The sequence below is a fragment of the Halodesulfurarchaeum sp. HSR-GB genome (genome assembly GCF_031432215.1).
In the GTDB taxonomy this organism is placed as follows: Archaea; Halobacteriota; Halobacteria; order Halobacteriales; family Halobacteriaceae; genus Halodesulfurarchaeum.
Genome location: NZ_JAVKGN010000001.1, coordinates 329,527 through 349,260 on the forward strand (window position 1 = coordinate 329,527; position 19,734 = coordinate 349,260).

The 19,734-nt window shown below is 60.1% G+C and carries 18 protein-coding genes and 1 pseudogene; 10 read left to right on the plus strand and 9 right to left on the minus strand.

Features of this window, described 5'->3' with window-relative positions:
- Positions 1-50: 50 nt before the first annotated feature.
- Positions 51-1,400, plus strand: a complete 1,350-nt coding sequence (locus RH831_RS01835) for a sodium-dependent transporter (RefSeq protein ID WP_310552582.1) — start codon at positions 51-53, stop codon at positions 1,398-1,400.
- A gap of 30 nt (positions 1,401-1,430) precedes the next feature.
- Here RH831_RS01835 and RH831_RS01840 read toward each other — a convergent pair whose 3' ends face one another.
- From RH831_RS01840 to RH831_RS01850, 3 genes and pseudogenes are all read right to left on the minus strand, one after another.
- Positions 1,431-1,862, minus strand: a complete 432-nt coding sequence (locus RH831_RS01840) for a hypothetical protein (RefSeq protein ID WP_310552583.1) — start codon at positions 1,860-1,862, stop codon at positions 1,431-1,433.
- Positions 1,863-2,576 (minus strand): annotated as a pseudogene (locus RH831_RS01845) (RAD55 family ATPase); the annotation flags it as partial.
- A 36-nt stretch (positions 2,577-2,612) separates the two neighbouring features.
- Entirely contained in the window at positions 2,613-3,827 is a 1,215-nt protein-coding gene (locus RH831_RS01850) for a carboxypeptidase-like regulatory domain-containing protein (protein ID WP_310552584.1), read from the minus strand.
- Between the two features lie 132 nt (positions 3,828-3,959).
- Between RH831_RS01850 and RH831_RS01855 the strand changes: the two genes are divergently transcribed.
- Positions 3,960-4,490, plus strand: a complete 531-nt coding sequence (locus tag RH831_RS01855) for a 50S ribosomal protein L16 (RefSeq protein WP_310552585.1) — start codon at positions 3,960-3,962, stop codon at positions 4,488-4,490.
- 66 nt (positions 4,491-4,556) lie between these two features.
- Positions 4,557-5,417: a RimK family alpha-L-glutamate ligase gene (locus tag RH831_RS01860; protein ID WP_310552586.1), complete on the plus strand. Its 861-nt coding sequence runs from the start codon at positions 4,557-4,559 to the stop codon at positions 5,415-5,417.
- Here RH831_RS01860 and RH831_RS01865 read toward each other — a convergent pair whose 3' ends face one another.
- Both RH831_RS01865 and RH831_RS01870 read right to left on the minus strand, forming a co-directional pair.
- On the minus strand, positions 5,418-5,810 hold the full coding sequence (locus tag RH831_RS01865; protein WP_310552587.1) for an Hsp20/alpha crystallin family protein: 393 nt from the start codon (positions 5,808-5,810) through the stop codon (positions 5,418-5,420).
- Positions 5,811-5,853: 43 nt separating this feature from the next.
- A complete protein-coding gene (locus tag RH831_RS01870) occupies positions 5,854-6,861 on the minus strand; it encodes a type II glyceraldehyde-3-phosphate dehydrogenase (protein ID WP_310552588.1) in 1,008 nt (335 codons plus the stop codon).
- Positions 6,862-6,963: 102 nt separating this feature from the next.
- On the opposite strand from RH831_RS01870, the gene RH831_RS01875 reads away from it, so the two are divergent.
- From RH831_RS01875 to RH831_RS01890, 4 genes are read left to right on the plus strand one after another with little or no spacing between them, the layout of a single operon-like run.
- A complete protein-coding gene (locus RH831_RS01875) occupies positions 6,964-7,095 on the plus strand; it encodes a hypothetical protein (protein ID WP_310552589.1) in 132 nt (43 codons plus the stop codon).
- 31 nt (positions 7,096-7,126) lie between these two features.
- Positions 7,127-8,086, plus strand: a complete 960-nt coding sequence (locus RH831_RS01880; protein ID WP_310552590.1) for an aminopeptidase — start codon at positions 7,127-7,129, stop codon at positions 8,084-8,086.
- A gap of 23 nt (positions 8,087-8,109) precedes the next feature.
- Positions 8,110-8,769, plus strand: a complete 660-nt coding sequence (locus RH831_RS01885; RefSeq protein WP_310552591.1) for an HVO_0476 family zinc finger protein — start codon at positions 8,110-8,112, stop codon at positions 8,767-8,769.
- A 40-nt stretch (positions 8,770-8,809) separates the two neighbouring features.
- Positions 8,810-9,538 (plus strand): protein-L-isoaspartate O-methyltransferase, encoded by a 729-nt coding sequence (locus tag RH831_RS01890; protein ID WP_310552592.1) that lies wholly within the window; start codon positions 8,810-8,812, stop codon positions 9,536-9,538.
- Here RH831_RS01890 and RH831_RS01895 read toward each other — a convergent pair.
- Positions 9,535-9,993, minus strand: a complete 459-nt coding sequence (locus tag RH831_RS01895) for a carboxypeptidase regulatory-like domain-containing protein (RefSeq protein ID WP_310552593.1) — start codon at positions 9,991-9,993, stop codon at positions 9,535-9,537. The genes RH831_RS01890 and RH831_RS01895 overlap by 4 nt on opposite strands.
- A 75-nt stretch (positions 9,994-10,068) precedes the next feature.
- Between RH831_RS01895 and RH831_RS01900 the strand changes: the two genes are divergently transcribed.
- The 3 genes from RH831_RS01900 to artA all read left to right on the plus strand — a co-directional run bounded on the left by RH831_RS01900 (position 10,069) and on the right by artA (position 16,689).
- On the plus strand, positions 10,069-11,091 hold the full coding sequence (locus RH831_RS01900) for a helicase HerA domain-containing protein (protein ID WP_310552594.1): 1,023 nt from the start codon (positions 10,069-10,071) through the stop codon (positions 11,089-11,091).
- Positions 11,092-13,391: 2,300 nt separating this feature from the next.
- On the plus strand, positions 13,392-15,755 hold the full coding sequence (locus tag RH831_RS01905) for a BGTF surface domain-containing protein (protein ID WP_310552595.1): 2,364 nt from the start codon (positions 13,392-13,394) through the stop codon (positions 15,753-15,755).
- A 49-nt stretch (positions 15,756-15,804) separates the two neighbouring features.
- Complete coding sequence (gene artA / locus RH831_RS01910; RefSeq protein WP_310552596.1) at positions 15,805-16,689, plus strand: archaeosortase A; 885 nt, start codon at positions 15,805-15,807, stop codon at positions 16,687-16,689.
- A gap of 2 nt (positions 16,690-16,691) precedes the next feature.
- Here the strand turns inward: artA and epsC are convergent, their stop codons facing one another.
- The 3 genes from epsC to RH831_RS01925 form a co-directional block, all read right to left on the minus strand.
- A complete protein-coding gene (gene epsC, locus RH831_RS01915; protein ID WP_310552597.1) occupies positions 16,692-17,555 on the minus strand; it encodes a serine O-acetyltransferase EpsC in 864 nt (287 codons plus the stop codon).
- 76 nt (positions 17,556-17,631) lie between these two features.
- Positions 17,632-18,333 carry a TVP38/TMEM64 family protein gene (locus tag RH831_RS01920; RefSeq protein WP_310552598.1) on the minus strand — a complete coding sequence of 234 codons (702 nt, stop codon included), beginning with the start codon at positions 18,331-18,333 and terminating at the stop codon, positions 17,632-17,634.
- Between the two features lie 604 nt (positions 18,334-18,937).
- Entirely contained in the window at positions 18,938-19,699 is a 762-nt protein-coding gene (locus tag RH831_RS01925; protein WP_310552599.1) for a creatininase family protein, read from the minus strand.
- Positions 19,700-19,734 lie beyond the last annotated feature (35 nt).

Sequence of the window (19,734 nt, forward strand, 5' to 3'; positions counted from 1 at the left end):
ACTGCCAGGATCAATTCTTTTAAGGCCCCTTCCTCGTGAACCCCTGTTACATGGCACGAGAAACCTGGGGCACGCGAATCGGCTTCATCCTCGCCGCGGTGGGGAGTGCAATCGGACTGGGCAACATCTGGCGATTCCCCTTCCAGGTCAGTCAGGAAGGGGGCGCAGCGTTCATGGTGATGTATCTGGCCTTCATCATCCTCATCGGCTTCCCGGCGATGCTGGCGGAGTTCGTCGTGGGCCGGAAGACGGAGTTGAACACAGTGGGGGCGATACGTGACTTCGCCGGGGGCTACTGGAAGTATCTCGGTGGCTTGTTCGTCTTCATCGGCTTCGTCATCCTGTCCTATTACAGCGTCATCGGTGGCTGGGTCCTCCGATACATGCTCGGAAGCGTCACCGGCGGCTACGCGGCAACCGAGAGTGCGGGCGCGTACTTCGTTGACGTCTCGGCGGGTCTCGACACGCTGGTCGCTCACGCGATCTTCATGCTCCTGGTCATCGGGATCGTCGCGCTCGGCATCAAGCAAGGGATCGAACTCGGTGTGAAAATTATGGTGCCCGCGATCCTCGCGATCTTCGCCATCCTCGCCGTGTACGCCTTCACATTGCCGGGAGCCGGCGAAGCCTACGCGTACTACCTCTCGCCGGACGTCGGCTACATCATGCAGAACTGGCAGAGCCTGGTGCCGGCCGCGGCCGGACAGGGCTTTTTCACCCTCTCGCTGGGGATGGGCGTGATGATCACCTACGCCTCATACCTCGGTGACGACAAGAACCTCGGCATCGACGGGATCAGCATCGTCGTCCTCAACACTTCCGTGTCGATCCTGACCGGGCTAGTCGTCTTCCCGATCCTCTTCTCGGCCGGCGTGGATCCGGAGACCTCCGGGCCCGGCGCGATCTTCATCAGCATCGCCGAGGCGGTCCTCGACCTGCCCTTCGGACGGGTCGTGGGCCTCCTGTTCTTCCTGACGGTGGCCATCGCCGCGCTGTCCTCCGCGATCAGCCTGATCGAGGTCGTCGTCTCGTATGCGATCGACGAGTTCGGCATGGACCGGCTGAAGGCCACAGTCATCTCCGGTATCGCCATCTTCCTGCTTGGCGTCCCGGTCACGATGAACACGGTCTTCGTCGACCTGTATGACATCTTCGCCGCCCAGATCCTGCTCGTGCTCGGCGGCATTCTGCTCATGATCATCGTCTCCTGGCTGCACGCCGGCGAGGCGGTCGAGGAACTGGAGAAGGGCATTGGGAACCTCGGAGGTCTGGGTACCCTCTGGATCTGGATGGTTCGGGTCCCGGTCATCCTCGTCCTGCTCGTCTCCCTGTACCTCGGAGTCACGGGCTACATCGACTTCCTGACCGGCACGTTCGCCGAGTACCTGGGGACGCTTTAGGACGACTCGCTTTTTCGATTTTTCCGCCGATCAGCGACGCAGAAACCTGGGCAGCGTGATGGCGTCTGTGCGCTGGGACGGGCGGTCCAAAAACGAGGGACGATCGAGTGCCTCCGGTAGATCGAGTTGTGACCGGGGCACCTGGACGGCCTCGAAGGCGTCCGAATCTGTCTCTCGGTCGGCGACCAGTTCCTCCCAGACCGCCCACTCGGGATCGCCGGGCTCGAACTCCGCCCGGTCGGTGGGGGAAAGTCCCCGCTCGGCGATGGCTTCTTTCGCGCGGGACTCACCCTCCTCGAAGGCAATCTGGATGAGTGCCCGGTGGTGGGCTCGCTGGAGGCGTTCGTACTCGGTCGGGTGGTCGTTGCCGAAGGCCGCGTCCACGCCCAGCGCGAAGGCCCGGAACATGGCCCGCTCCTGGTCCAACGACTCCCAGTCGCCCTCGAAGTGACGGTCGTACATCTATCCGTAGGTCTCCTCCAGAGTGCGATCGGGGTACACCTGGATGCCACCGTCGGTGAACTCGATCGAGCGCATGTCACAGTCGATGGCCGTCCCGCGCATCTTGATGAGCTGCACAGCACGGGTCATCCCCCCGCCATCCAGGAAGTTGTGGAAGAAGAGCACGCCATGAGCGAGGTAGTGCTCGTTCGAGTAGGCCGTGGGATCGGTCATCTCCGAGATCAGGATGATGGTCGTGTCCGTGTCCTTGAGCCGGGTGATGAACTCGGTCAGCTCCGCATCGGGGTCATCGACGAAGTGTTCGAGGAGCATCGTCGAGTCGATGACCGCCCGGTCGGCGTCCAACCCCTCCAGCATGGCTGGCACCCGATTTCGCAGCCCGCCCGCCGAGCCATACTGGGTGAGTGTCTGGCGGGCCGACTCGTCGGTCAGATCGAGGAAGTGCGTGTTCGAGGCACGCATAGCCTTCTCGAACCCGAAGTCGAAGGCGGCCATGTCCTGGGTGAGTTCGGTCCTGGTCTCGTGCATGGTCACGTAGACACACTCCTCGCCCCGGCGGGCCCCCGCCGTGATGAACTGGGCGGCGAAGGTGGTCTTGCCGCTCCCCGGCGGGCCGCTGACGACGTGAAGCCGATCACGGGGGAGCCCGCCGGAGAGCAACTCGTCCATGCCCGGACTCCCGGTAGAAGCTCTGGAGAGACGTGAAGACATGGCCCCCGATTCACGCGGGGGCTATTTCAATCGTGAGGCTCAGTCCGACCGGCGAGCCAGCCCCACGCCCATCGCGAGGACCAGTCCCAGAAGCGCCAGAAGCGGGCCAAATCCGGGGGACGTGGCCGTCGTGGTGTCGGGAGTCGGTGTCTCGGTCGGCGTCACCGTTCCGGCGGTGGTCGTCGCCGGCGTCACCCCCCACACTGTTTTCTCCTCGGAGGTGATGTCCTCGTCTTCGACCACGATCGTGTGCTCACCGGTGTCCTCGATCAGGATCTGCGCGCGGCCATCGCTGTCGGTCTCGGTGACTTCCTCGCCGTCTAATCGAACCGTCGCGTTGGCGACCGGATCCTCGTACTCGTCGGTCACGGAGATGAAGGCTGGCTGTCCGACTACCACCTCAGTCGCGTGGACGGTTACCTGGAGTGTGTTCGCCCGGTCGATTTCGGCATCGAGGGTCAGATCTTCTTCCCCGGTCGTGATCGAGCGCTCGACGGTCTCGTAGCCCTCGCCTTCGAACCGAACCGTAAGCGGCGTGTTCACGGGCACGGAGAGTTGCTGGGTCCCGTCCGATTGGGTGTTGACCGAGCCCTCGTCCACGACGGTGACGGTGATGCCTTCGAGGGCCCGGGGCGGCTCGAAGTACGGGTCAGTCACGTTGACCCGAAGGGTCACCGACCCCGACTCCAGTCGAACCGATTCGGTCACCGGCTCGTCGGCCGTGACGTTGATGGTGGTCGATTCCTGGTAGTAACCCGCCTTCCGGACGGTGAGGGTGTAGGTTCCCACCTCGACCGGGCCGTTGTCGAGGGTCCCATCGACGGTTCGCTCGCTGTAGACGGTCGTTCCATCCTGTTTGAGTGTCACCAGCGCGTCGTCGAGCGGGCCCGCGGCGTCAGTCACCTCGACGTTCACTTCACCCTTGGGTCGGACCGTCATGTCGACGGTCTCCTCCCCCGGTTCTTCGATCACGAGGGGCGTGTTTTTCATGTACGTCTCGTGTTCGATGCTGAGTTCCACACTCGCATTCGCCGGCACGTCGAGTAGCACCTGCCCGTTCGAGGCGGTCGTTCCCGTGGCGGTTCCATCGTCCCACTCGGCAGTTACGGTTGCGCCACCAACCCGGTCGCCATCCGGTGTCTGTACGGCCACGGAGAGTGTTACGAGGTCGGCACCGGCCACACTCGCCGGGAGGAGGGAAACGAGGAGGACCAGTACGACTGCACCGACGAGCAGAGATCGAATTGTTACCATACCTACCCAAATGGTTGCAAACCTTATCAATACCGGCCCCGAATCTCGGCTGACTGGCCCCACCACCCTCCCGGGGTGCCGGGGCTTCGAAGGTCTTATACGCGTACTCTGTCTGATTCTCCAGTAGTACCTATGTCCGATAAGCCGGCCTCCATGTACCGGGACATCGACAAGCCGGCGTACACGCGCCGCGACTACGTCACCGGTATCCCGGGCTCGAAGATCGCACAGCACAACATGGGCGACCTGGATTCCGACCCCGACGAGTGGCCCGTCCAGATCTCCCTCGTTCCCGAAGAGACCTCCCAGATCCGCCACGGATCCCTCGAGGCGGCCCGTCTCTCGGCGAATCGCCACCTCATCAAGGAATTCGGCGAGGGCAACTACAAGATGGTCCTCCGGAAGTTCCCCCACCAGATCCTGCGTGAGAACAAGCAGGCGACCGGCGCGGGCGCGGACCGTGTCTCTGACGGCATGCGCCAGTCCTTCGGCGTCCCGGTCGGGACCGCCGCACGCGTGCACGCTGGCGAACAGCTCATGACCGCCTGGTGTACTGTCGAACAGGCACCGGCCGTCAAGGAAGCCTTCCGTCGCGCGTACAACAAGATCACACCGCCCTGCAAAATCAACGTCGAACGGGGCGCGGAACTGCTCGTCTCCTGATTCGGCCCTCGAGGCCGGCTCCTTCTCGACCGGAGCTGCTTTGTCGATTCCGCCGCACCGACAGGTATGCTCACCCTCGGCATCGCCCACAAAGCCGAGACCGCTGCCCGAATACGCGATCCCCTCGCCGCCCGGGACATCGACGTCGAACACGTCTCGCTGACGGGCGACACGACGGCTCTGTCGAGCGACGTGGCCCACGACCTCGACGTCGGGCTGGTCTTCCCGAGCCGACTCATGGAAGGCGGCCTGCTCACGGCGCGACTGGACATTCCCTGGGTGAACGGCCGAACCGCCGTGCTCCGGTCCCGGAACAAAGCCGAAACACTCGCCCGACTCGACGCGGCGGGTCTCCCCGTCCCGGAGACGGTCTTCGTCTCCGATCCAGTTTCTGACGCGGAACTCCGCTCGGCCGCCGACAAATTCGAGCCCCCGATCGTGATCAAGCCGAATTCGACGACCCGTGGCGAGGGAATTTTGAAGGTCACGGAGTGGGACTCGCTTTTGGGCGTGACTGACTATCTGGACTTGCTCCACCAGTTCCCGGCGACGCGTGATCGGTCCTATCTCCTCCAGGAGTACCTTCCAGCGGCCCGGGACATCCGCGTGATGGTCATCGACGGACAGGTGGTCGGCGCGGTTGAGCGAACGCTCCCGGAATCGGCCCGTGAAGCGGGCCACTGGAAGCACAACGTCCATCGCGGCGCGGAAGCCACCGCGATAGAACCACGCGAATCGATTTGCGAGCTGGCCGAGGCCGCCGCGGCCACGATGGACATCTCGCTGCTCGGGGTCGACATCCTGGAGACCGATTCACGAACGGTGATCTCGGAGACGAACGCGCGACCGACCGTCGACGTGGCCGAAAAGTACGACGAACGGTTCTACGACGTGCTGGCGGCGACGATCCGTGCGACGGCTCGCTGACTACTCGATGTCGATGTCCGTGGTCTCCCGGGCCCGGTCGAAGATGATTTCGAGGACGCCGTTATTGTACGTCCCGGAGCCGGATTCGGGATCGACCGGTGCAGGCAGGGCGATCCGCTCGTCGTACTGGCGGGTTTCGTTTTCAGCACTCACGGTCACGTACTCCCCGTCGCTCTGGACGCTGATGTCCTCGCGAGCCACGCCAGGCAGGTCGGCGACCACTCGGATCTGGTCGTCGTCCTCGTAGGCGTCAATATGCGTCGGGCCCACGGTGCCGACGCCGCTCTGTTGAATGCCACCCTCCTGGGGGCCGGCGGTCCCGACCATGTCGTTCATCATGCGCTCTATCTCGCGGAAAATGTCGTCGAACGGATCCTCACGATCGTCTCTCATACCTGGCGGTTGGCTACGGCCGCGGATAAGGATTCGGGCTGTCCTAGAGGCCAAGCGACTCGTTCGTGCGGGCCATGCTGGTCGCCTTGTCCTCGGCTTCGAGGACCGCCCGGATCGCATCCACGTTCTCGGGCACCACGTCGGACTCCTGGTGGATCGCCTGGAAGAGATACAGTTCCCGGCCCTTGACGGTGATCGACTTATCCCAGATCGCGTTCTCCCAGAAGTCCCCGCGGGGCCGGCCCATGTCCATCGCGTACTCCTTGACGTCGGCGGTCCCGGTGATGTCGAGGTCCTCGCCAAGGAGCGCGAGGCGGTCCTCGTCGGCCAGGGCGTCCCGCACCGTCTCGACGTCCGGCGCTGACTCCAAAGTCACGTTCAACGAGTGCATGTGCATCAGCGTCGCCGGGACCTTGAGCCCGAGCGTGTCGATCGACAGATCGGGGAAGATCGTCTTCACGTCGGGTCCGTGATGGGAGGGCAACGTCTTGGGGTCGGGCAGGATGTCGTTGATCGGGCCGCGGTCGCTCTGGGCCGGATCGCCGCCCCGACGGACCAGCGTGGCCCGAACCCGCTCGATGCCGAAGGCCTCGCGAAGCGGGGCGATCAGCCTGGAGAGCCCGGTCGTGTTACAGGAGACGACCCGGACGTAGTCCGCGTCGGCGGCCGCCTCGTAGTTCGAGCGGGCGTTGAAGCTCACGTCGACGAGATCGTCGTCCTCGCCGCCCTGGAACAGCGCCGGGGTGTCCGCAGCCTCGTAGAGTGACTTGTTGTCCGCGCCCACTCCCGAGGGGGTCGCGTCGACGACGATGTCACTCGCTTCGATGAGTTCCTCGACGGTTCCGGCCGTCTTCAGACCCGCCTCGCCGAACTGGTCGGCGCGCTCGGGGATCGCCGCATAGAGGTCATACCCCGACTCGACGGCCACCGTGGCCTCGTAGTTCGGTCGGGTCTTCGCCACGCCCACCACAGTCATATCGGGCTGGGCGGCGACGGCGTCGGCCACCCGCTTTCCGATCGTCCCGTAGCCGTTGATTCCCACCTGGATCATGGCCGAGAGTCCCCCCGCGAGTGGGAAAACCGTTTCGAGTACAGTGGGGGGAAACCGGAGCATATTTTAAGTAGTGTGTGGGAGTACCTACCGTTAGTATCGATGCCAGAGAGCAGACAGGGGTCAGTCGAGACCCACCTCGAAGCGGCCCTCGGACAGATCGAGAACACGGAAGTCGAGTATCACATCCGGGAGAGCCTGCAGTTGCTCGCTCACGATAGTCTGAATGAGTAAGGGCTAACTCCCGTGTGGCCGACCATCGAGTATGGGACTTCGGCCTGGCGCTGAAACGGCGGTCCACCAGTGTCTCGACCTGCAACCCGAGGAGCGCTGTGTCGTCGTCACCGACGACGAGCGACGCCCGATCGGCGAAGCCCTCTACGAGGTCGCCGCCGCGGTGACAGATGACGCCGTCCTCCTGACCTACCCGCCCGGAAAGGAACACGGCCAAGAGCCACCCGACCCAGTCGCCGGCGCGATCAAGGCGAGTGATACCTTCCTTGCACCCACGACGAAGAGCATCAGCCACACCCGGGCCAGAAGCGACGCCACCGACGCCGGCGTCCGTGGCGCCACACTACCCGGCATCACGGAAGCCGTCTTCGAGCAGGGCCTGGAGGCCGATTACGACCGGATCCGGGAAACCTGCGAGCGGGTTCATCAGGCTGTCGCCGACGCGGACGAGATCAGGGTCACCGCCCCGGCGGGGACCGACATCGTCGTCGAGCCCGGAGACCGGGAGTGGCGACTGGACACCGGGGACGTGACCGAGCCCGGATCGTTCTCGAATCTGCCCGCCGGCGAAGTGTTCATCAGCCCGCAGACGGCCACCGGTCGGTACGTCGTCGACGGGACGATGCGGCCGTACGGGCGTCTGGAAGCGGGCCAGACGCTTGCCTTCGAGGTCGACGACGGCGTCGTTACCGACATCGAGGACGATCAGATCCGCGAGACCGTCGAGGGTGCTGCTGAATCGGTCGGCGAGGCGGCCTTCAACCTCGCGGAACTGGGTATCGGGACGAACGTCGCCGTCTCCGAACTGGTCGGCTCGGTGCTGCTGGACGAGAAGGCCGCCGGGACGGTGCACTTCGCGATCGGCGACGACGCCGGGATCGGCGGCGACACCGACGCGCCGATTCATCTGGATGGTGTGATCCGCGAGCCGACAGTGTTCGTCGACGGCGAGGAGATCGAGTTGCCCGCCCCGAACGCGGCGAATACTTAGGTCCCGGGCCGCTACGCCGGTGTATGAACGATACACCGGACCGAATTGCGGTTCCCTGTCCCTCCTGTTCGCCGGATCTAGAGACCGCCCACGAGGTCCTTTCGGCGGGCGGCGGCCAGTTGACAGTGCGCTGCACCGAGTGCGATCACGTCCACAAAGTCCAACCCGAAGAAGAGGAAACCGTCGAACGGCAGGTCGTCGTCTCCCAGGACGGCGACTCCTTTTCGACGACGGTTTCGGTCCCGGCCGAGGAGCGAGTTCGGGTCGGCGAGGAGTTCATCGTCGAGACCGAGGAGGCGATCATGCAGGTTCGGATCACGGACCTGGAGACCGGCGAGGAGACCCGGGCCTCGACCGCCGACGCCGGGGACGTCGAGACCTTCTGGACCCGGGCCGTCGACAACGTGAGCGTGAAAGTCACCCTCCATCCCCGCGAGGGTGATCCCGACGACACCCGGAGTTTGACCGCCTACGTGCCCGGGGACTTCGAGTTCACCATCGGCGAGCGGATGACGCTTGGCGAAGACGAGTTCGAGGTGACCGACATCCACGTGCGCGAGACCGCGATCGATCGCTACCCCTTCCAGAAGCTTGGCGACGAGGGCGACACAGTCGAGGCCAAAGACGTCAAGCGCGTGTACGGCTACGAGGAGGGGACGACCCGGGCCTGGTCGGCGTGGTGAGACCCGCTCAGCTTTTGCCCATCCAGCCGTAGGTGGGTGCATGGAGTTCGCGGCGGTCCGGGAATCGATGGTCGACAGCCTGGAACACGACACGAAAGCACTCGTGGAGGCGACGCCGGTCGGGGACGCGATGCGGACGGTGCCCCGCCACGAGTTCGTCGACGCCGAGCACCGGGCCTACATGGACCAGTCCTTCACCCATCGGGATTCGACGGTCCTCGCCCCGAGCCTCGCCGGACAGTTGCTGGAAGCGCTCGCCCCGGACCCGGAGGATTCCGTGCTCGTGATCGGGGCTGGGGTCGGGTACACGGTCGCCGTCCTCGCCGAAATCGTCGGTGCCAGACGCGTTCACGCCGTCGACATCAGCCGCCAGTTGGTCCACGACGCCCGACACAATCTCCGGACCGCCGGATATCGAGACGTGCTGGTCGATTGTCGCGACGGTGCCCAGGGGCTCCCGGAGTACGCCCCCTTCGATCGGATTCTCCTCGAAGCCGCGGTCGCCGAGGTGCCACGAGCGCTCAGGGATCAGCTGGCCCCGGGCGGTCGGCTCGTCGCCCCCATCGGTCGTGGTGAGCAACGGCTGCTCGCGATCGAGGATCAAGAGACCGTCGCCGACTTCGGTCAGGTCGGATTCAAACCCCTCTTGATCGACGGCGAGCAGGGCGGCGCCATCACGCGAAATCGGACCGAGCGCGAGGATCGCGAGCACGCCGCACGGGCACGCGAGCGCCGGCAGGGCTGGGAGATCGAGTGGGACTGTGTCTAATTCACCCCCGAGGCCAGCACGGTGATCTCGCTGTTCTCCCGACGATCCATGTAGTTCGACCCGGCCGGGGGTTCGACGTCGATCTTGAGCGTGCCTTTCCCCTGATTCGGTCCGAGCGAGGGATCGATCTCCACGGTCGCCGTGCCGTCCTCGTCGGTCGTCGCCACGGCCATGCTATCTAGCGAGGCGGTGCCACTCTCGACGATGATGGTCGCGTCGGCGACGGGCGTGTCGTCGCTGCCGATCGCCGTGAGTTCGATCTGGTGCTGTTCGGGCCCGACGACCTGCGGTTCCGGCTTCACGTCGAGTTCAGCCACCGCGAACGATTCCACGCCGGAAATCATGTTGAGCATCACCGAGAGGGCCGCGACCCCGACCACGAAGGCGATGATGAGCCGCACCGGCAGTCCTTCGATACCCCGTTCGTCTACCGCCAGTCGTTCGTACCACGACATGGGCCTGGGTGGCCCGGTGTTCCGTGATAAACCCTCGGCCGAGCCTTTAGGAACCATCGCAGATGATCCCGGCCCATGTCTCACGTACTCGGTCGGACGGCGCAGGCCGGACCCACCGTCGAACTGGGTTCGTTTCTCGCCCGGGACGGGAGCGAGGGTGCGTCGGTCGCGCTCGACCTCGACCGGCCCCACGTCTCGCTGTTCGCTGGCAAGCGCGGTTCGGGCAAATCCTACACCCTCGGCGTGCTCGCGGAGGGACTCGCCGCCGCACGGGGCGTCACCGGCGTCGTGATCGATCCGATGGGCGTCTTCTCGGGGTTGAAAGCAGGTGGCGAGGCGACGGTCGTCCCCGCCCCGACCGTCGCTGCGGACGCCCTCGAACCCCGGGACTGGTGTGAGCTTCTGGATCTCGATCCCGCCAGTCAAGCGGGGGCGCTCCTCTGGCAGGTCGCCGAATCGGCCCAGACCCTCGAGGGAATGCAACGGGCCGTCACAGAGGCCGACGCCCCGCGCGCGGCCATCCGTGCGGTGGCAAATCATCTTACTCTCGCCGACGAGTGGGCGGTCTTCAACCCCGACGGCCTCGACGCCGAGCGATTGCTGGAGCCGGCGGTGACGGTCCTCGACACATCGAAACTCACCGACCAGGCGCTGTCGGTCGTGACCGCAGCGGTAGCGCGGACCCTCTACGAGACGGCCGTCTCGGAGTCGATCCCCCGCCTCCCCTGGTTGTTGATCGACGAGGCACAATCGGTCCTCGACGGCATCGCCGAGGGGCCGCTCCGGACGATCCTGACCCGGGGCCGTCATCCGGGTGTGAGCCTCGCGCTGGCGACACAGCGGCCGGCGGCCCTCCCGCCGGTCGCCATCTCTCAGGCCGATTTGATCTGCTCCCACCGGTTGACCGCGACCGCGGACATCGACGCGCTCGCGACTGCACGACCGACCTATCTTGGAGAATCGATTCAGGATCGACTGCCCGACGGCGTGGGCGAGGCCGTGGTAATCGACGACACGACCGAGTCAGCAGTGACGGTGCAGATTCGAGAGCGACACACACCACATGGCGGGGATTCGCCGCGGGCTAAAGATGCTTGATCATCAATTTCCTGATGAAAAATTAGAACAAGCAATAAATAGCTCAGACATCAGCTGAAATCTATTGTTATATTTCCAGTAGTTAGAGACAAAGAAGCTAATTCTTAATTGATTGTGAAATTTGAAACCACCATGAAGCGCCAAAGTAACTGTATTAACATCAAATCATTAATAGTTATTATTTTTATTCAATGACTGGGGAAGAAGATACAACTAGGCAAAAAACAGTTTTGTTGGTTATTGGTATAATACTCACATCACAAATCTTGGTTCCAATAGCGGCTGGAAGCTCTATGATCACTACAAATAACGATTCACCAAGTGATGTTTCCGTATCTGCAGGAGCTACAATTGAGACAGGGGATTTTACAATTAAAAGTGAAGACGAAATCATCAAAAAGGGGAATATAGTACCCAATATGACAGATAAAAGTAGGCCGATATATCCAAAGGATGCTCAAACAGAAAATTTCTACATAGAAAACCGATCAGAAGGCAATAATCAATTCAATTCAGAGGATTATCCAACTCGAATAAAGATACTTACGGATAACTCAACCGAGGATATACAAAACAAACACATCCAAAAGTTTGGTTCAAGCAGTATAGCAATCGATAATAATCTGAATAGGAAGTTGGACAGTGATGAGCCTGTATTTTATGACGCAGACAAGAATTATTTTCTCACTAATGAAGATCATATCTCCAAGCCAGGATCAGCACCGTTGGAAGCATTAAATAAAACGGATGCGACCTACTTCGACCCATCATCCGGAAATCGGAATTACACAAAAGGAAAAGCAATTGTTTCAGTAAATGAACAAGGTCAGATCGCAACAGGGCCGCTAAACGAAGGTGAAACTACAGTACAACTTCCAGGACAGGTGGCCCTATCTGACTTTGGAGGAGAAACTTATGACGAATATGGGTTTTCAAGTTCTGAAACAACAGATCTTCTCAATAATGACACACCTATACTAAAGACAAACACAACCGATCAGGTGTTGATAGGGGCTCTAGACAAGGGCGGAACCACACTACAAAAGGAAGGTCCTCTCAATCTTAGCAATTTTGATGCGAATGAATCGTTTCATTTAGATAGAATAGACCAATCCGCGGATCAACTCAATAGCCAAGAAGCGATAATTAAGGACTCTAGCGAAGGTGAAATTGGCCAGATTGATGAGCTGGATGAGGTAGTGAAAGCGGGTAAAGGAGCCGTTCACCCAATTGAGTCAGGCATCTCAACATACAAAACAGGCAATCTGTATATTGGCAACTCAAACGGCAACAGTGTACTTGAAAGCGGGGAATTTCTATATATTGAGTCAGGAGCGAAAGACGGCTATCAACCAAAGGACGATCTAGTGCTTTCGAATACAAGTGAAGCAGATGTTACAGTAGAATATGCCGATTCCAGCACCTACAACAGGTTAGATGGTACTGAAGAAACAAATATCTACTTCTTAGATTTGAACGAAAATGGAGAGTTAGATGTTAAGGATCAAACACCAGCAGGGTCTGAACCAATACTAAAAACACAAATTGGGCAGGTTGACAAAGGACAGAATATATCAATTGACGATGAATTCTTAAAAGCTGCCCCGAAGAATGGAGCCGCATCAACTATTGAAGGCAAGTGGTATAGTAATGGCATTTATCAAGATCTGAATGATTCTGAGGGACCATACGTTGGGGGAACTCTCAAATTTGTAGGATCATCCAAAGAGGGCCAATACGAGAGAGGATCAATAATTATTGAGAAGACTAGTGAACAAGGATTGATTAAGAAATCTGATTTTATAATTGTAGGCGGAGACACTTACCAAAACTCGCTGGAGGAGATACCACTTAAGTACAAATTCATTGACCAAAATGGGACTGGCGAATTTTATAATGATCCCATTATTAACAAGAAATCTGACGTGGAAGGTGTATTAACGAGGGATGACACAGTGGTTGCGAGAGGAAGCTTAAGTAGTACATACGAATTCCAAAGTTCATTAGAATATGTTGATCAGGACGGAAGTGGAACGTACTCCAAAAATGAAGCGGTGATAGATTCGCTAAATCCAGGGGATGATAAGTTAGAGCCAGGAGATAAAATACTCAACACAGAAAATAATCCTGCTGAGTTGTATGTTGTGAACTTAAATACATATTCCTCAGATTCGATTTCAAATATGCGAGTTTACCTATCTGAAAATGAATCAGATAGTGGTTATGATAAAAATGAGCCAATTGTAAGTATTAATTCCGTAATTGGATGGAACGAGTCCAAATCAATCGACTCTAGGCCCTTGCAAACATTTTCAAGGGAGATAGGATATATTGATTCCAACAACGATAGCATACTTGATCCCAATGATTCGATCTATCGCGAACACGACCAAGACATTGCCGGCACCAACACCTACGGCGACCACCTCCAGACAATTACTGTCGAAAACACTGGCTCACTCGACCCAACTTACATCGACCAAATCACACTCCAAACCGACGGCACGGAAGTTGCCGCTGCGAGCAGCCCAACCGCGAACGAGACCTGGGTGCTCCAGCCGACAGGAGGTGAGGCCACGATCGACCCGAGCGGGACGACCGTCACCCTTCAGACCACCCTCGGCGAGGATGCACCAGGTGGTGAAACCGTCTCGTTGCGGGTTCCCGAGCCCGTGGATGCCGACGGCGACGGTGCCTATGACCCGGGCGACGCCGGGTTGTTCTTCGAGCAGGACGTGCCGACGGGTGGGTTCGGCCCAGGGCCAACCCTGACTGTCGAATCCGAATCTGACTCGAGTAGCGAACCGACGACCACCGGCCCCTCACCGATCGCCCTTTCTGTCACCCCGCCAGCGTCGAATCTCTCGGCGAACGCCACAGCACTCCCAGTCGAAGTGAGCGGGAACGCCACCGACCGATCAGTGCAGGCGACACTCCAGTACGCCGCGAACAACTCCACGGTAGCAAGCCAGACCGGCTCGCTGGACAGAAACGGCGAGACCGAGTTCAACTTCGATCCCACACCGGGACGCTACCGGGTCCGGGTCGAGGCCCTGGAATCCGACGGCGTGGCTCGCTCTGCGGTAATCGTCGTTGAGGAGCCACCCAGTGCAACGCTCGAAGCGCTCGACCACGCCATCACGCGAGGTGAACGAGTCCCAGTCAATCTGACGCTGGAACGCTCGGACACGGCCACGATCAGTCTGCGAGGACCGGACGGCGGTCGATTGGAACGGGCGACAGTCACGATGTCGAATACGACGGCCAAGTTTGCGGTCGACTCGGACGGCACGGGAGCCGAAAACCGAACAGCCGCCGTCGCTCTCGAATCAACTGACACGAGTCGGGCGGGACTGACCTGGCTGACGACGGTGGCGGACAACGAAACAGCGACCAATCGATCGACAACCGACGAATCAGGACCCGGCAACGCAAGCGGCAGCCCACCAGCCCACGCAGCGTCGGAAGCCGGAAAGGGCACCCAAACAGAACCGCTCGAAGCCGGGAACTACACGATTTCGGTGGCGACTGGCGGCACAATCCAGGACAGAGACACCATTCAGGTCGGCGCGAACTGGACGGCAGCCATCGAACCGATGGTCGCGCCACGAGGAGCCACGATCGCGTCCGCCGAGGACATCGCGAATAACGCGAGCCGACGGGAGAAAATCGCCAGCGGTGACCGACTCGTGATCGCCGTCGAGACCGCCGGACTCGGTTCTTACGCCCGGAACATCACCACCGGTCGCGCAGTCGGGCACGCGAGCCAAAACCAATCCCCAGGTCGTAGCGGTGGCCCGACCGGCCGTAACAAAAGCACCACGACGAAAGCGAACGGAACGCCACCAGCCTTCGTCTCAGTTGGTCCGAAGTCACCAGGAACACGGAGCGAGCAGCCGATGACCGGGCTCCGTCGTGTGGAGGCCCCGAATTCGGACCGCTTTTTCGTAGTCGCGGATCCGAACGCCAGTGGACGTGTGAACCCAGGGAAAGCCCTCGAGACGGCCGTCGTCCTCACCGAGAACACACCGTTCGTCCCCGATCGAACAAACAAAACGGAACAGGAGCGACGGCGGGCCGCAGTTGAAGTGGTCGAGGCCCGGGCCGAGCTCGCTCAGGCCACCGCAAACGACACGCTCGATCTCCCGACGAACGCAACCGTTCCGATCAATGGCTCGACGACAGTGGCACCGGGCACGACCGCAACGGTGCACATCGAAGGCACCGAGCGCAACTTCTCGATCGAGACGGAGACGACCGTCGGCGAGAACGGCACCTACGAAACGACCGCGAACCTGAGCGAATACGATTCGGGCACGAACTACACCGTAACCGTCACGGCAAACGACGAACAGATCAGTGAGGTTCACACGGGGCAGTTCACCGGGACCGAATCCGCGAGCTTGGCGGCCACAGGCGGGGGCGGTGGCGGGGCAAGCGCCGAGGAGTCCCGACCACGCTCGACGCCGGCTGCGACGACCACCGCACCGACCGACTCGGTCACCAGCCCCCTTTCGGACCTGCCCGGTGAGCCCGTCGATCGGGTCGTCGAGGCAGTTCCGGAGCCACTTCGGATCGGGCAGTCGGGGTTGTTGATCCTCGCGTTTGGAACCCTCGCGCTGCTCACGATCGGCGTCGGGCTCAAGCGGCTGATCCGGCCCTAGATTCGGGGACCGACACACACTTGCCGGGACCGATCTTCACCACGGATACATGATCGGGGCCACGGATCTAGCCACAGTCACGGACCCACTCGCGTGGATCGTGGTCCTCACCTTCGCCACGAGCGCGATCCTGTCCATGCGGGAGTCGCCCGCCGCCCGCTACGGGGCGACCGGGGCCTGGGCACTCTTTGCGGTGTTCTGGGCGCTAATGGTCCCGCACTACGCAATCGAGATGCGGAGCATCGTCGAAGGCGTGCTGAGCGCCGCCGCTGTGCCCGGCTCGCTGTACGTCGCGTACCTGATCTATACCGAACGCCGGTCCTTCGAAGTGCTGACCCGGGCTGTCGCGATCATGGGCTTCATCTACCTCCCATTCGAGGCGATCACGGTCATCAGAAGCGGATCGATCGAGATGGTCGTGGCCCACGTGGAGTTCATCCTCCGTGCCGTGGGCGTCGAACCGACGGTCATCACTGGTCCCGACGGACTTCGAAGCACCTTCCTCTTCCTGGCCGAGGACGGGCACCGGCTGACGACCCGGGTCATTCTAGCCTGTACCGGCATCGGGAGCATCTCGATCGTGGCCGGCCTGGCCCTTTCCGTGGACGCCTCCCCCCGGCGCAAACTTCTCGGGATCGCGATGGCGGTGCCGATCATCTACGGGCTCAACGTCCTGCGGGTGGCCTTTATCGCGCTGGCGCACGGCTTCCAGTGGTTCGCCGGCTTCCAGGACCCGATCTTCCTGGTCTTCGGCATCGAGGACCCCTATCTGGTCTCCTACATCGTGGCCGACAGAGTCATCTCCCAGTCGGCCTCGGTACTCGTGCTGATACTCATCACGCTGGGGCTCCTGCGGCTCATCCCCGAACTGTCCACGGTCGTCGAGGACGTCCTCTTCCTACTCACGGGCCGGGAGTACGACCTCGACCTGTAGAACTAGTCGGTGGGTTTCTGCTCCAGATCTGGGTGGTCCGCGATGAAAACGACGGTGTGATCGGGCACGTCCTCGCTGATCCAGGAGTTCGCGCCGATCGAGACGTGATCGCCGACCTCGATGGGGCCCATGATGTTCGACCCGGCCCCGATGACGACGTGATCGCCGATGTCCGGGTGGCGCTTGTAGCCCTTGCGTAGCATGTGCTCCTCGTTCTCGGCCTCCTCGAAGTGGAGTGCCCCGAGCGTGACGTTCTGGTAGATCCGGGCCCAGTCACCGACCGTCGCGGTCTCGCCGATGACGACACCCGTCCCGTGATCGATGAGACAGTACTCGCCGATCTCGGCCCCAGGGTGGATGTCGATCCCGGTCTCGGTCTTGGCACACTCAGAGAGCTCTCGGGCGTACTCCCCTGCACCTGCCTCGTAGAGTGTGTGGGCGACACGGTGGACCAAAAGCGCCTGGAAACCCGGATACGAGCGGATGACCTCCCGGTAGCTCTTGGCCGCCGGGTCGCCCTTGTACGCAGCGACGACGTCCCGCTTCAGCATGTCCCTGATTTCGGGCATCCGATCGAGGACGGTCGTCACCACCGGGGCCGGATCGGACTCGCCATAGAGTCGGAACCCGGTCACGAAGAGTTCCCCGAGTTCGGAGAGACACTCCTGCACTGCGTCCGGGTCGCCCACGTTGTTCCCGGAGTTCCAGAGACGCGGAAAGAGCAGACACTTCAGCAGGGCAATCTCCCGGCGGGCGTGATTGCGTTCGGGAGCGACCAGATCGGTCTCGGTCGGGAACGGCGCTTCGTCGGCCCGATAGGACGCCACGAGGGCGCGGTGGGTGTCGCCAGTGTAGCGATAGGACATAGTGGATAGGGTGGGGAACTTCCTCTACGGCGGCCGTCGGTACAAATCCCTCGATACGACCGATTCACGCCGACACTCACCGCGAGAACTCGAGCAGGCGCTCGCGCTGATAGTACGCGAGCGCCGCCAGGACCGCGATGAGCGCGATTATGAGTGCCGCCTCGAGCGGCCGGTTGGTCGCGAGTCGGCCGCCAGCGAGACTGAGCATGGCATAGCCCGGGATCCGGCCGAGCGTGGAGAGGACGACGAGATGGGAGAGCGGGAGCGGCGTGAGCCCGCAGACGAAACACAGCGCGTCGTCCGGGAGCCCGGGAACCAGAAACACCAGAAAGACGGCCAATCGGCCGTGATCTTCGAGAAATCCGTCGACCATTTCGAGGGTCAGGGGATGGACCAGTCGCTCGACTGCGGGTCGCCCGAATCGTCGACTCAACCCGAACGCTATCGCACTTCCGATAGTCGCCCCTATGAGGCTGTAGATTGTGCCGAGTACCGGGCCGAAGGCGTACCCGCCGGCCAGTGCGAGCACCTGGCCCGGGATCGGAGCCACGACGACCTGGGTGGCCTGGATCAGGATGAAAACGAGTGGCGCAAGCAGGCCGAAGGACTCGACGGCCTCCCGGACGGCCTGGGCATCGAGCATCGATCCGAAGGAGTAGTCGAAAAGAACGAGCCCGACTCCAGCGAGGACCAGAAGGACGAGAATCGAAAGGATGGCGATCCATCTCGCCCGGGGAGAGACGAAAATCGGGGGCAACACAGGGCCTCGATCGCTCATTGGTGGCTGGTTCCTACGGCGAGGAGTTCAAAAGAAGTTGGGTGCCGATTAGATGGGCGGTTCTATACCGGCCCGAATCATTCTATTTTCATTATAATTGTGCCGTAACTAATTAACAGGTAGTTAGATAATTACTATAATCTATCAGATTATATAATAATTAAGTCGCCGCATTACCAAAGACCGTGGAAATAAGACAGTTCCGATTCCAGTAATGGAATTTTACCGCTTTAAAACCCCATCAACCGGAGATACTAGACCGACGAGCCGAACTAATACAATAAAAATCAAAAATTTGATGAAATAATCTTAATACCATATAATGATAAAAACTTGAGAGCGATAATATTGATTTATTATCCCGTATAGGGAGGCAAATACGAAATATTCCGATTAAACCAATCAATCTAAAGATATATTAATTATAAATGAATAGTATTTGTAACGACAATAGAGAGGTGGGCCAAATTCCAAAACTATCAAAATTCAATACACTATTTAGAGGAGTAACTTTATCGATATGGTTGCTTAATTGTATAGATCAAATTGGAGATAAAAATACCCGAAAACGGATTTCGAGTGAAGGCAATACGAATTTGCCCATCTAGCAGTTCCGTAACCTGGTCCGTTCATGTTCAATCATGGCTGTATACCCGTCTACCAGGGACGTGATAATGTGCTCACCCACTTCGGGGGTTGCCACAGTCGGATCACCCAAAACTCCAGCATCCGTTACCGACTGAAAGCCGAGATTCAGGACCGCAGAACGAGATTTTAGACCCTCATTGCCAGGGCGCAATTCGGAATTACGGACACGTGATGGTTCAATAGCCATCATCATCGCGGTTTCAGTACCGCCACCATGGATAACCGGCTCCTGGTATTCCAAACCGGCCTCTTCTAGCCCCTGATTTATTAGTTCTGTAAAACGGTTCAGGTCTACAATCGGGATGAGCGAGAGCTCCGAGTATTTTGGGGCCAGTTCGGCAGCTGCGGTTTCAACAGGCGGGAAATTTCCACCGTGAGAGGGGAGCAAGACTGCGAATTGAAATCCATGGCCATCGAGTGAGTCAAGATAATCGTCTATAAGACCTTTGAGAACGTCGGAACTGATCGAGATCGTGCCCGGATAATCGGTATGGCTAGGTGAACACCCAACTTGAATCGGAGGGGCCACAAGTGTGTCACCGAGCCGGTTTGCGACCCGAGTCGATATTTCCTCGCCAATCATCGAATCAGTTCCAACCGGGAGGTGTGGCCCATGTTGTTCTGTCGCTCCAATTGGAATGATTACAGTATGGACTTCTTGGCCCGCGACCTCTTCTATGGAAGTCCAAGCGAGTTCGTTCATTTTTACAGAACGCATGGTAAGCAGTTTTGAGCACAGCATAATAAATTTGA

Excerpts from the sequence above, each read along its gene's own strand:
- RH831_RS01835 (WP_310552582.1), top strand. The coding sequence starts at position 51 with ATGGCACGAGAAACCTGGGGCACGCGAATCGGCTTCATCCTCGCCGCG.
- RH831_RS01840 (WP_310552583.1), bottom strand. The coding sequence starts at position 1,862 with ATGTACGACCGTCACTTCGAGGGCGACTGGGAGTCGTTGGACCAGGAG.
- RH831_RS01850 (WP_310552584.1), bottom strand. The coding sequence starts at position 3,827 with ATGGTAACAATTCGATCTCTGCTCGTCGGTGCAGTCGTACTGGTCCTC.
- RH831_RS01855 (WP_310552585.1), top strand. The coding sequence starts at position 3,960 with ATGTCCGATAAGCCGGCCTCCATGTACCGGGACATCGACAAGCCGGCG.
- RH831_RS01860 (WP_310552586.1), top strand. The coding sequence starts at position 4,557 with ATGCTCACCCTCGGCATCGCCCACAAAGCCGAGACCGCTGCCCGAATA.
- RH831_RS01865 (WP_310552587.1), bottom strand. The coding sequence starts at position 5,810 with ATGAGAGACGATCGTGAGGATCCGTTCGACGACATTTTCCGCGAGATA.
- RH831_RS01870 (WP_310552588.1), bottom strand. The coding sequence starts at position 6,861 with ATGATCCAGGTGGGAATCAACGGCTACGGGACGATCGGAAAGCGGGTG.
- RH831_RS01875 (WP_310552589.1), top strand. The coding sequence starts at position 6,964 with ATGCCAGAGAGCAGACAGGGGTCAGTCGAGACCCACCTCGAAGCGGCC.
- RH831_RS01880 (WP_310552590.1), top strand. The coding sequence starts at position 7,127 with ATGGGACTTCGGCCTGGCGCTGAAACGGCGGTCCACCAGTGTCTCGAC.
- RH831_RS01885 (WP_310552591.1), top strand. The coding sequence starts at position 8,110 with ATGAACGATACACCGGACCGAATTGCGGTTCCCTGTCCCTCCTGTTCG.
- RH831_RS01890 (WP_310552592.1), top strand. The coding sequence starts at position 8,810 with ATGGAGTTCGCGGCGGTCCGGGAATCGATGGTCGACAGCCTGGAACAC.
- RH831_RS01895 (WP_310552593.1), bottom strand. The coding sequence starts at position 9,993 with ATGTCGTGGTACGAACGACTGGCGGTAGACGAACGGGGTATCGAAGGA.
- RH831_RS01900 (WP_310552594.1), top strand. The coding sequence starts at position 10,069 with ATGTCTCACGTACTCGGTCGGACGGCGCAGGCCGGACCCACCGTCGAA.
- artA (WP_310552596.1), top strand. The coding sequence starts at position 15,805 with ATGATCGGGGCCACGGATCTAGCCACAGTCACGGACCCACTCGCGTGG.
- epsC (WP_310552597.1), bottom strand. The coding sequence starts at position 17,555 with ATGTCCTATCGCTACACTGGCGACACCCACCGCGCCCTCGTGGCGTCC.
- RH831_RS01920 (WP_310552598.1), bottom strand. The coding sequence starts at position 18,333 with ATGAGCGATCGAGGCCCTGTGTTGCCCCCGATTTTCGTCTCTCCCCGG.
- RH831_RS01925 (WP_310552599.1), bottom strand. The coding sequence starts at position 19,699 with ATGCGTTCTGTAAAAATGAACGAACTCGCTTGGACTTCCATAGAAGAG.